This is a genomic window from Nonomuraea thailandensis (genome assembly GCF_024172165.1).
Taxonomy (GTDB): Bacteria; Actinomycetota; Actinomycetes; order Streptosporangiales; family Streptosporangiaceae; genus Nonomuraea; species Nonomuraea thailandensis.
On the sequence record NZ_JAMZEB010000002.1, the window covers coordinates 12,342,336 to 12,353,474 of the forward strand.

An 11,139-nucleotide genomic window follows, 5' to 3' on the forward strand; every position below is an offset into this window, starting at 1 on the left:
CGGCTTCGCGCGGTGTCTCGTGGCCGGTCGCCTATGAGGCATCTCAGCAAGGTCGCACAACCGGGAGTGTGGTGCAGGACCGCTGACGAATCCAGGTCAGTAGGCGAGCTCTCCGATGCCGCCATCGACGCGCAGGACGGTGCCGGCGGTGTAGGCGGACTCGTCAGAGGCCAGGTAGACCGCCGCCTTGGCCAGCTCGGTGGCGGTGCCGATGCGATGCAGCGGCACGGTCCGCCGCAGCTCGTCGTACAGGGCGGCCTGCCGCTCGGGGCCGAGTGAGGCGAACGTGTCCGTGAGGGTCGGGCCCGGGCTCAGCCCGTTGACGCGGACGCCCCGCTCCTTCAGCTCGTAGGTCAGCCCGCGCGACAGGGACAGCAGGCCGGCCTTGGCGGCGCCGTAGACCGCTGCGTTCTCGTGCCCGATGAAGGCGGAGACGGAGCCGACGAGGATGACGGACGCCTGCCGGGACAACAGCGGCAGCAGGGCCTTGACCAGGAAGAACGGCCCCTTGAGGTTGGTGGCGACGAGCCGGTCGAACGCCTCTTCCGTCCATTGCTCGATCGGCAGGTGGGTGACGTCGGCGGCGTTGCTCATCACGATGTCGAGCCGCGGCCACTCCTGCCGCAGCCGCGCCGCGAGTGCCGCCTGGCCGGGCACGTCGCCGGCGTCGGACAGGACGGGCAGCACCCGGTCGCCGCCGTGCCGCCGGGCGGCCTCCTCCAGTCGTTCGCGCGAGCGGCCGGTGATCGCGACGGCCGCTCCCTCGGCGAGGAACTCGCGGGCGGTCTCGAATCCGATGCCGCTCGTCGCTCCTGTGATCAGGGCGTACTTGCCCTCAAGACGACCCATTGACCTGGATCTCCTCACTCGCGCCCAAGCGCGTGGTTCTGGTAAGGGTGGTGGTGCGAAGGGGCTGGAGCGCGCGCCGGGTCAGATGGCGGTGCGGCCTCCGTCGGCGGCCACGACGGCGCCCGTCACGTAGCCGGCCCCGTCGCCGGCGAGGAAGGCGATCACCTGGGCGACCTCGGCCGGGTCGGCGGTGCGCTTCAGCGCCGTCGTCAGCCCCATGCCGCCGAGGTCCGGGCCCATGGCGGCCACCACCTTGGAGGTGGTCATCGGGCCGGGCGCCACGGCGTTGACCCGCACGTTGGAGGCGGCGAACTCGGCCGCCCAGGTACGGGTCAGCGACTCCAGCGCCGCCTTGGTGGCGCCGTAGACCGCCATCGCCGGCATGCCCAGGGTGGCCGCGGTGGAGCTGACGTTGACGATGCTGCCGCCCCCGCCGGCGGCCATCTTCGGCGCGAGCCGGGCGACCAGGACGAACGGCGCGCGCACGTTGACCGCGAAGGCGGCGTCGTAGTCGGTGAGGTCCTGGTCGGCGGTCGCGCCGAACGGGACGACGCCCGCGTTGTTGACGAGGATGTCCACCGTCCCGGCGTCCTCGGCCAGTTGTCGCACGGCCCGCGGGTCGGCCAGGTCGGCGGGGATGAAGCGCACGGTGCCGGTCGCGCTCGCCCGTACGTCGTTCACGACCTGGGCGCCTCGGCCGGGGTCGGTGCCGGTGATGATCACGTCGGCCCCGCCGGCGGCGAGGATCCTCGCCGCCGCGTGCCCGAGCCCGCCGATGGCGCCCGATCCGGTGATCAGGGCCGTCTTCCCGTTGAAGTCCATGGGGTCCTGCCTCTCGTCCGTCGGCGCGCTCACGCGCGCCGACTTCTGTGTGAACGTTCAAGAAGTCGCTCAGTCGTCACCGTACGGTATTTCGTGCAAGCGGTCAAAAAGTCGTACCCTGGGGATATGGCACGCACAGGACGCCCCCGCGCATTCGACAAGGACCAGGCCCTCGAGCGCGCGCTCCTGCTGTTCTGGTCCCGCGGCTACGGAGAGACCTCCGTCCAGGACCTCGTCGACGCCCTCGCCCTGGAGCGCGGCAGCCTGTACGGCGCCTTCGGCGACAAGCGGCAGTTCTACCTGGCGGCGGTCCAGCTCTACTGGGACACCTACGAGCGCCGGCTGCTCGCGGCACTGGAGGACGGGCCGGTGCTGCCGGCGCTGCGCGAGGTGCTCACCCATCCGGCCCGGGCGCAGGAGTACGCCTCCGACGTCGGCGTTCCGCAAGGGTGCATGATCGGCAACACCTCCGCCGAGCTCGTCCCGCACGATGCCGAGGCCCGCGACATCGTGGCCCGCTCACACGTCCGCTTCACCCGGATCGTCGCCGACGCCCTGCGGCGCGCGCAGGCCACCGGCGAGGTCACCCGGGCCGCCACGCCCGAGGCTCAGGCGCAACTCCTGCTGTTCACCGTCCAGGGCCTCTCCCTGGTCTCCCGCGCAGGCCTCGACACCTCCGCCGCATTCGCCGCCATAGACGCCCTGATCGACGCCCTCCGCGCTTGATCCGCGGGCTCGGGGCCCGCCGCGCTGCCCTCACCGCCGAACCGCACCCGCGCCCGTGAGGCGGCCTGACCGTCACCGTATGGTTCGCCCCGGCTTGAACCCGCCCGTTCCAAGGTGAGAGAACGGGCGGGCGAGTCCGGGGGTGCGGCCTTACCGCCGGACGGGTCAGCTACGGCCGAGCATCTCGGCGGTCAGGACGTTGCCGCCCAGGCCCCAGCCGCCGTCCGGGACCTCCTCCAAGAGGACCAGGGTGGTGGCGCGGGCCCGTTCTCCGTAGACCGCGGCGTAGGCGTCGGTGACGGCGTCGATGAGCTTCTTCCTGGACTCGGGGGTCAGGGTGTCTGCGGGCACCTTGAGGTTGGCGAATGGCATGGTGATGACCTTTCCTGTAGTGGTGATTCAGAGTGAGGCGATTGAGGACAGCAGGTCCTCGATGCCTACACGTCGGGAGAACTCGGCGCGGACGCGGTCGGCGACGATCGAGACGACGTCGCTGCCGTTCTTGCCGGGATCGAGATGGCTGCGGAACCGCCTCATGCCGAGCACGACGGTGTGCCCCGCCCGTGCCAGGGCCACGGCCGTGAGCCGGCCGTACTCGCTGGAGGCACCGATGGCGCTGACCGTGATGTCCCGTCTGCGCAGCTCTCGGGCGAGCACCAGTGTCGTCGCCTGGACGGCGCCCTTTCCGGCGGCGTACGCGCCGTAGCCGGGAACTGCAGGCCGACCGCGGAGGTGGACATCTTGACGATCACGCCCCCGGCACGCACGCGGCGTGCGGCCTCCCTGGCCATGACGAAGGTGCCGCGGGAAGTCCGGCCCGTGGAAACCCGCCGCGACCGCGCAGCCCCGTGCCCCAGCGGCACCGTGATCGTCTTGTCTGTTCCACGGGAGCCGCCGCCGACGACCGCCACACGCTGAGCACTCATGGGAGACCCCTTGATCTTATCGGCGATACGGCTCCATCGTATCGCTGCTACGGTCATACGATAGCACAGCTCCGTAACCCCGCTAGCGCCTGTCGCTATCATTGATCGCATGTCAGAGAACGACCCGCTTCGCGCGGCGATGATCGAGGCGGCGGAGCGGCAGCTCGCGTCGTCCTCCGACCACGAGGTCGCCACACGGGCGGTCTGCGAGGCCGTCGGCGTCAGCCAGCCCGTGCTCTACCGGCTGTTCGGCGACAAGCGCGGCCTGCTGGACGCCGTCGCCGACCACGGCTACGAGCGCTACGCCGCGCTCAAGGCCGCCCAGGAGCAGACTGGCGACCCGGTGGCCGACCTGCACGCCGGCTGGGACGGCCACATGGCCTTCGCGCAGTCGAACCCGGCCCTCTACCAGCTGATGTTCACCCCGAGGCCGTGGTCGCACTCGTCGGCTCGAGAGCGCGTGATGGACTTGCTGGTGGCGGCGCTCACGCAGTGCGCGGCGGCGGGCGCGCTGAAGGTCGAGCCGCACACCGCCGCCCAGCTCATCCTGTCGGCGAACGTCGGGACCGCCCTCGACCACATCGCCAGACCCGCCCTGTTCGGCGACCCCGCGCTGTCCCATCGCATGCGGGACGCCGTGTTCTCACACGTACTGGTTGAACCGGCCGGCGCGAACGACGCCGACCCGCTGCACACCGCGGCGCTGCGCCTGCACGCGCAGCTCGAACTCACCGGGACCGAGGCCCTGGAACCGGTCGAGGCCGCCCTTCTGTGCCGATGGCTCGAACGCATCACGCACCACGCCTGAACAGCAGCGACATGGAATGAGCATCATGACGACCGCCCTCGGGCCACGATCGGCGACCGAGATTCGCGCCTACCTCGAAGACCGGCTCAACCAGGCGCTTCGCCGGCCCGGCACGTTCGGCGGCGAGATGGCCCGATCCTGAGCCGGAAGCGCGTCCGGTAGTCGTCATGCGGGTAGGAGATCGGGCTGCCGTCGAGGGAGGCCTCGAAGGGGAGGGCCATACCGATGCTGAGGGGAACAGTGGAGAAAGCCGTGTCGGTCCCCTGCTCTCGACGTAGACGTGAGCGGAGCCGTCGGCGTGCACCTCGGAGGGCGTGCCGGGACTACCGACAGAGTCGCGCTGCCGGGTCGGCACGGCCGCCCAGATGGAAAGGACTAAAGCGCCGGATTCCGTTCCGTATCTGTCTGACCCCCGCAGGGGCCAGGTGTCCTGGAACAGGACACCGGCACGGGCATCCCGCGATTCGACGGCAGCCCCAGCAACCGGCCCGATCTGGACGGCCCGGTCACCTTCGACATCGTGCGCAGCCCGAAAACACTGGCCTTCGCCTACGGCATCATGCCGCTGCCGCTTCTGCTCGTCCTCGGCTATCTGGTGGCGCGGCACCGCGCCTGCGGCTCGTGGACGGACAGCCGGACGAGCCCTCTCGAACTCGCCGCTGCTCTCCTCGCGGTCATCACGCTGCGCCAGGCGTCGATACCGTCCGATGTGGCGGGATTCACGACAGTGGACAAGCTGCTCGGCATTCAGGTTTCCCGGTAGTGGCGGGTCAGCCGGGACAACGCCGTGAGCCAGAGCCGGTCGACGTGATTCCATCCCGGCCGCTCACCATGCTGACGGCCGAGCACCCGGTTCTCCTGACGGAGCACCAGCAGTTCAACCTCCTTGGACAGATCAGCACGAATCAGCACGGTCAGCAGGCCGAACAAGCCCCTCACCAACCGGTAGACAAGCGAAGACAACAACCGCGAGACGGTCGCAGTCGCCGTCCTGATCGTGCAGCAGAACCTCAGCTCGCGGTACGAAATCGGGTTTCCGAGCGGGACGCGATCATGCGAACGCTAGTCGCGGACCCGGGTCAGAGCAGTCGCTGAGTCACGGATCACCAGTTCGGGTTCGGGGTCGGTGATGACACCGCCTGCGCTTGGCCGCCCCGCGATCAGGTCGTAAAGCGCCTCGACGCCGGCCCGGCCGAGTTGGTACATGGGCATCCGGACTGCGGTGACGGCCGGGCGCAGGTGTTGCATCAGGTCGACGTCGTGGATGCCGACCACCGACAGCTGGTCGGGGATGGCGATGCCGAGGTCGCGTGCGGCGGCCAGGACCCCGACCGCGCTCATGATGTTGTTGACGACGATGGCGGTCGGCGCGGTTGCCGCCTGCATGGCCTGCCGGAGCCCGTCGGCGCCGGCCTGCTCGCCGAACCCGGTGGCCAGGTGCGGAGCCGGTGTCAGGCCGGCGGCGTCCATCGCCTGCTGGTAGCCCAGGTAGCGCTGCTGGGAAAGGTACCCCGAACCCCCGACGAAGACGATGTGGCGGTGGCTGAGGTTGACCAGGAACCGCGTCGCGATCTCGCCCGCGCGGCGATCGTCCACGTCGATCCAGGGATGGTCCAGTGCGTGTTCCAGGATGAGGATCGGCTTGGGGTGGGAGCGGAGCTCGGCCATCACGTCGTCGTCCAGCAGCCCTTCGCCGCGGATCAAGATACCGTCGACCGTGCCCTGGCTGAGCAGCCGGGTCAGGAACTGGCTGCCGGAGCGCATCGTCTCGGCATCGCCCAGCAGGACCGTCGCGCCGTGCTCCGCCGCCGCCTCGTAGACCCCGTGCCGCAGCGGTCCGTAGACCGGGTTGTCGATCTTGTTGAGGATCATCGCGATCATGTCGGTCTGGTTGAGCCGCAGCGAGCGCGCCGTCCGGTTCGGCTGGTAGCCCAGTTCCTGCATCGCCTGGAGCACCCGGGTGCGGGTGGATTCCTTCATCCGGGTGTGGCTCGTGCCGTTGACCACCGCCGACACCACGGCGAGTGACACCCCAGCCGCCCGTGCGACGTCACGTTGCGTTGCCATGACTACAGCCTACTCGGTCCTTGACGTAACGTCTCACCAACCCTATTTTGAATTAACGTTACGTCAACAAGGAGTACATATGACATCGACACGTCGCACCGTCCTCCTGCGGTCCTCCTGGGCGACGGTGAACATCGGCGACGTGGCTCACTCCCCTGGCGTGGTGCGGGCGTTTCAGCGGTTCGCCCCCGGCGTGGAGGTCGTCCTCTGGCCGGTGCGGCTGGAGGAGCGCGAACGATCGATGCTGCGGCACGCGTTTCCCGACCTGCGCGTCGTCGACGGCACTCTCGGCGGGGACGGGCCGAGCACCCCGGAGCTGGCCGCCGCCATCGACGGCGCGGACGTCCTGATGCACGGATCGGGAGCCGACGCCTTCCAGAGCACCGAGATCGACTGGTGGCGCGAGCACGTGGGCCGCCCGTACGGGTACTTCGGGGTCACCGTGGATCCGCTGTGCCCACCGACCATGGCGACGCTGCCGGAGCTGGCACAGATGGTCGATCTGCTCCCACCGTCCTATCTCGAGGACGACGTCAAGGACCGTTTCGACAGCGCCGACTTCGTGTACTGCCGCGAAACGCTGACCCTGGCCACCCTGCGCGGCCAGAAGATAACCGGGCCCGACCTCGCCTTCGGGCCGGATGGCACGTTCGCGTTCGACCACACCGACGCCGTCGCTGCCGCTCGCCTGCTGGAGGGTTTCGGCCTGCAGCCCGGTCGGTTCGCCTGCTTCGTTCCGCGGCTGCGCTACGCCCCCTATGCGAAGATCTACGGCACGGAGCCGACCCGCGAGCAGATGCGGCGCGACGCGGTCAACCGGGCCACCGCGACGCACGACCTGGCGGTGCTGGCGGCGGCGATCGAGACCTGGGTACGCGTCAGCGGCCTGCCGGCCGTCGTGGTGCCCGAGATGAGCTATGCCGTCGAGCTCGCTCACGAGCAGCTTCCCGGCCTGCTCAGTCCACAGACACTCGGTCAGGTCCGGCTCCTGGACCGGTACTGGCCGCTGGAGGAGGCGACCGGGGTCTACGCCGTCTCGTCGCTGGTGGTCAGCATGGAGTGTCATTCGCCGATCCTGGCCGCACGACATGCGATCCCGACCGTCTACCTCCGGCAGCCGACCGAGACCACGAAATCTCAGATGTTCGCCGACCTCGGCGCCCCCGACCTGGTGATCGAGCTCGACCATCGTGCCGCGGCGACGGTCGTCGCGGCGGTCACCGACATCGCCACCGACCCGGCGCCCGCGATTGCCCGCAGCAGGAGGGTCGCGGCCAATGCCGACGACCGGCTGCGGGCGGCGGTGCGAGCCTGCGTCGCGGGCCGGCCCATCGGCCTGCCCGCACCGGTGGAGACCGGCGATGCGTAGCCTGCGCGACCGCTGGCGGCGTGACCGGGTCCTGCTGCTGCTGGCGCTTCCCGGGGTCACGGCGCTGCTGCTGTTCCACTATCTGCCGCTCGGCGGGAACATCATCGCGTTCCAGGACTTCCAGCCGTTCCTCGGAATCTGGCACAGCCCGTACGTCGGGCTGGACAACTTCGAGCCGGTGCTCACCGGCGACCCGGTGTTCCTCAACGCCCTCGTCAACACACTGATCATCACGCTGATCCAGGTGGTCTTCGTGTTCCCGCTGCCGATCTGCCTCGCGTTGATCCTGAACGCGACCATCAGCGAACGGCTCAAACGCCTCGCCCAGTCGATCCTCTACATGCCGCACTTCCTGTCCTGGGTCATCGTGGTCGCCCTGTTCCAGCAGATGTTCGGCAACGGCGGGATGCTCAACGCCTGGCTGCGCTCGGCCGACCTGTCCACGTTCCACATCGTGGGCGTACCCGAGTTGTTCAAACTCGTGATCACCTCACAGGTGATCTGGAAGGACACCGGCTGGTCGACGATCATCTTCCTCGCCGCACTGTCCAGAGTGGATCCGGCGCAGATGGAGGCCGCTGTGGTGGACGGCGCCTCGGCAGCTCGCCGGCTGTGGCACGTGACCCTGCCCTACATCCGCCCGGTGATCGTCCTGCTGCTGATTCTGCGGCTCGGTGACTCGCTGTCCGTCGGGTTCGAGCAGATCATCCTGCAGCAGGCACAGGTCGGTGCCGGTGCCGGCGAAGTACTCGACACCTACGTCTACAACCACGGGATCGTCGGCGGCGACTGGGGCACCGCGGCCGCGGTGGGGCTGATCAAAGGCATTGTCGGTGTCGCGCTCGTGCTCGGCGCCAACCGGTTGGCCCACGCCCTGGGCGAGCAGGGGGTGTACGCCAAGTGACGAGCCGATCTGCGCCGACTGCGGTGTCCGTGGCGCGCCCCGCCGCGGGCACAGGGCCGCGGCCACGCTCGGGCCGCAGCCAGCGCCCGGTCTGGATGGGCGAGCCCAGCAAGCTGGGGGTCGGTGCGCGGGGACTCGTGCTCGGCCTGGGCTGCCTGGCGGTTCTGGTGCCGTTCTGGGCGGTGCTCATGACCAGCATCGCCTCCCCGGAGGAGGTCAACAGGGCGGGCGGCTTCGTGCTGTGGACGAACGAACCGACGCTGGACTCCTACCGGGCCGTCCTGTCCGGAGGAATCGTCACCCGTGCGCTGCTGGTGAGCGCCGGCATCACCGTGGTCGGCACGGCACTCAGCCTCGTCAGCACGATCGCTCTGGCGTACGCGCTGTCGCGGCCGGATTCGTTGCTGCAAAAGCCGATCCTGCTGATGACGGTGTTCACCCTGCTGTTCAATCCGGGCATCATCCCGATGTACCTGACGGTCAAACAGCTCGGCCTGCTGGACAGCTACCTGGCACTGATCCTGCCGGTCCTGGTGAACGCCTTCAACGTCATCGTCATGCGCGCGTTCTTCCAGGGAATCCCCGGCGAGCTGCGGGAGAGCGCTTACATCGACGGTGCCGGGGAGATGCGCATCCTGCTGCGGATCGTCCTGCCACTGTCGAAGGCGGTCGTCTCCGTGATCGGGCTGTTCTACGCAGTGGCGTACTGGAACGCCTTCTTCTCCGCGATGTTGTACCTCCAGTCGTCGGAAAAGTGGCCGCTGCAACTGGTGCTGCGCACCTACGTCGTCAACAACACCCCGATCGGATCCGACCAGCTCAGCTCGAACCTGGAGAACCTGCCACCGCAGATCTCCGTCCAGATGGCGATTCTTGTCATCTCCGTCCTGCCCGTCCTGTTCATCTACCCCTTCATCCAGAAGCACTTCGCCAAGGGACTCATGGTCGGCGCCGTCAAGGGTTGACCGGTCGTCCATGCCATGTGGAAAGGAGACGTCATGGCACCCATCTTCAGCCGCCGCCACGTCCTGGCACTCGGCGCGGCAACGGGGCTGGCCCCGCTGCTCGGGGCCTGCGGCGACGGCAGCCCGAGTTCGCCGAACAGCTCGACCGGGCCGGTCAAGCTGCCCACCTACAAGCCCGTCACCGCGGCCACGCCCGACCTGATCGCCGAGCCGGCCGGGGTGTCGCCGGGATACTTCACCTACCCGGCCGCCTCCAGCGCCGCATCACAACCGGTGCGGGGCGAAGCCGTCACGGCACTGACGTACACCTACGACCCGATCGCCCCCGCGCTCGGCTCGAACCCCTACTGGCAGAACCTCAACAGCAAACTCGGCACCGAACTGAAGATCACGTACGTCGCCTCGACCGACTACAAGAGCAAGGTCGCCACCACCATCGCCGGTGGAGATCTGCCCGACATCGTGGCTATCCAGGGCGTTGTCCAGCAGATGCCGGCCATGCTGAAGGCGACATTCACCGACCTCACCGAGTACCTGTCCGGGGACGCGGTCCTCGCCTACCCGAACCTCGCCGCCCTGCCCACCGATGCCTGGCGCAGCACCGTCTACGACGGGCGGATCTGGGGCATCCCCGTGCCGCGGGCACGGATCGGCACCGTGCTGTACACCCGGGCCGACCTGCTGGCCAAGGCAGGGCTCAGCCTCCAGCCCGATTCGTGGGCCGAGTTCAAGGAGATGGCGGACGCGCTGACCGACGAGCGGGGCGGCCGGTGGGCGTTCGGACAGATCCCGTTCAACACGATCCTTGAGATGAACGGGATCACCGGCAACTGGCCCGGCGGCGCCGGCGTCTGGCAGGCCGAAGGTGGCGTCTTCACCCACTCCGGGACGACACCGCAGTTCACGCAGGCCCTCGAGGACACCGTCGAGCTGGTGAAGTCGGGGGTGGTGCATCCCGACCACGCGGGCGCGCCCAACACGAAGCGCAACGCGTGGATGCTGGCCGGCACGACCTCGTTCACCATCGGCGGGTACGCCGGGTGGGGCAAGTTCTACGGCCAGGCGAAGGACGTGCCCGGCTTCCGCCTGACCGGCATGCTCTCGCCCACCCGCGACGGCACAGGGACGCAGGTACGCACGCCCGGCCCGACCCTGTCCAGCTTCACCGCCATGGCCAAGACCGACAACGCCGACCGGATCAAGCAGATCCTCAGGGTCCTCGACTGGTTGTGCGCACCCTTCGGCAGCAGCGAGTACCTGGCCCTCCGGTACGGCGTCGAGGGCCGGACGTTCACCCGCAACGGCTCCGACCCGACCCTCACCGAGGCCGCGCGCAGCCAGATATTCCTGCCGGTGCGGTACCTCGCCGAGGCATCGCCCGTCATCTACGAGCCGGGCAACCGCCAGGCCGTACAGGACCAGCACGACCATCAGGTCGCCGGCGTCCCGCTCGCCGTCGCGGACCCGGCCCTCGGGCTGTACTCGGAGACCGCCGCCAGCAAGGCTGCCAGCGAGCAGCAGGAACTGGACTCGGTGCTGCTGGAGATCCAGCTGGGGAACAAGCCCGTCTCGGCGTGGCAGCCGGCCATCAAGAAGTTCATGGACCGGGTGGGCAACAAGATCAAGGCCGAGTACGAGGAGCAGGCGGGTGGTTGACGTGGACGCAGCTGACACTTCCACAGGGTTAGGGAGAAGACCGTGGT

At 68.9% G+C, this 11,139-nt stretch carries 13 protein-coding genes; 7 read left to right on the forward strand and 6 right to left on the reverse strand.

Translation table 11 applies throughout. The annotated features are described in order from the left end of the window. Window positions 1-96: 96 nt before the first annotated feature. Together HD597_RS61480 and HD597_RS61485 are read right to left on the reverse strand one after the other, a co-directional pair. Window positions 97-849 carry an SDR family oxidoreductase gene (locus HD597_RS61480; RefSeq protein WP_253758525.1) on the reverse strand — a complete coding sequence of 251 codons (753 nt, stop codon included), beginning with the start codon at window positions 847-849 and terminating at the stop codon, window positions 97-99. Window positions 850-930: 81 nt separating this feature from the next. Further along, window positions 931-1,704 (reverse strand): SDR family NAD(P)-dependent oxidoreductase, encoded by a 774-nt coding sequence (locus tag HD597_RS61485; RefSeq protein WP_253758528.1) that lies wholly within the window; start codon window positions 1,702-1,704, stop codon window positions 931-933. Between the two features lie 93 nt (window positions 1,705-1,797). On the opposite strand from HD597_RS61485, the gene HD597_RS61490 reads away from it, so the two are divergent. Continuing rightward, window positions 1,798-2,397 carry a TetR/AcrR family transcriptional regulator gene (locus HD597_RS61490; RefSeq protein ID WP_253758530.1) on the forward strand — a complete coding sequence of 200 codons (600 nt, stop codon included), beginning with the start codon at window positions 1,798-1,800 and terminating at the stop codon, window positions 2,395-2,397. A gap of 165 nt (window positions 2,398-2,562) precedes the next feature. On the opposite strand, the gene HD597_RS61495 is transcribed toward HD597_RS61490, so the two are convergent. Together HD597_RS61495 and HD597_RS66405 are read right to left on the reverse strand one after the other, a co-directional pair. After that, on the reverse strand, window positions 2,563-2,769 hold the full coding sequence (locus HD597_RS61495; RefSeq protein ID WP_253758532.1) for a tautomerase family protein: 207 nt from the start codon (window positions 2,767-2,769) through the stop codon (window positions 2,563-2,565). 27 nt (window positions 2,770-2,796) lie between these two features. Next, window positions 2,797-3,054, reverse strand: coding sequence for a hypothetical protein (locus HD597_RS66405; RefSeq protein WP_308210942.1), 258 nt, complete (start codon window positions 3,052-3,054; stop codon window positions 2,797-2,799). A gap of 378 nt (window positions 3,055-3,432) precedes the next feature. On the opposite strand from HD597_RS66405, the gene HD597_RS61505 reads away from it, so the two are divergent. Continuing rightward, window positions 3,433-4,131 carry a TetR/AcrR family transcriptional regulator gene (locus HD597_RS61505; protein WP_253758535.1) on the forward strand — a complete coding sequence of 233 codons (699 nt, stop codon included), beginning with the start codon at window positions 3,433-3,435 and terminating at the stop codon, window positions 4,129-4,131. Window positions 4,132-4,651: 520 nt separating this feature from the next. After that, entirely contained in the window at window positions 4,652-4,894 is a 243-nt protein-coding gene (locus tag HD597_RS61510) for a hypothetical protein (protein ID WP_253758537.1), read from the forward strand. Here the strand turns inward: HD597_RS61510 and HD597_RS61515 are convergent. Together HD597_RS61515 and HD597_RS61520 are read right to left on the reverse strand one after the other, a co-directional pair. After that, window positions 4,879-5,061, reverse strand: a complete 183-nt coding sequence (locus HD597_RS61515; protein ID WP_253758539.1) for a hypothetical protein — start codon at window positions 5,059-5,061, stop codon at window positions 4,879-4,881. The two genes, HD597_RS61510 and HD597_RS61515, sit on opposite strands and share 16 nt — an antisense overlap. Window positions 5,062-5,193: 132 nt before the next feature. Further along, a complete protein-coding gene (locus HD597_RS61520) occupies window positions 5,194-6,198 on the reverse strand; it encodes a LacI family DNA-binding transcriptional regulator (protein WP_276083325.1) in 1,005 nt (334 codons plus the stop codon). 79 nt (window positions 6,199-6,277) lie between these two features. On the opposite strand from HD597_RS61520, the gene HD597_RS61525 reads away from it, so the two are divergent. The 4 genes from HD597_RS61525 (at window position 6,278) to HD597_RS61540 (ending at window position 11,092) form a co-directional block, all read left to right on the forward strand. Then, on the forward strand, window positions 6,278-7,567 hold the full coding sequence (locus HD597_RS61525) for a polysaccharide pyruvyl transferase family protein (protein WP_253758545.1): 1,290 nt from the start codon (window positions 6,278-6,280) through the stop codon (window positions 7,565-7,567). Then, window positions 7,560-8,471 (forward strand): ABC transporter permease, encoded by a 912-nt coding sequence (locus HD597_RS61530; protein ID WP_253758547.1) that lies wholly within the window; start codon window positions 7,560-7,562, stop codon window positions 8,469-8,471. The genes HD597_RS61525 and HD597_RS61530 overlap by 8 nt, the downstream gene beginning before the upstream one ends. Window positions 8,472-8,566: 95 nt before the next feature. Continuing rightward, window positions 8,567-9,436, forward strand: a complete 870-nt coding sequence (locus HD597_RS61535) for a carbohydrate ABC transporter permease (protein ID WP_253758549.1) — start codon at window positions 8,567-8,569, stop codon at window positions 9,434-9,436. Between the two features lie 33 nt (window positions 9,437-9,469). Then, window positions 9,470-11,092 (forward strand): extracellular solute-binding protein, encoded by a 1,623-nt coding sequence (locus HD597_RS61540; RefSeq protein WP_253758551.1) that lies wholly within the window; start codon window positions 9,470-9,472, stop codon window positions 11,090-11,092. The last annotated feature ends 47 nt before the right edge of the window (window positions 11,093-11,139 follow it).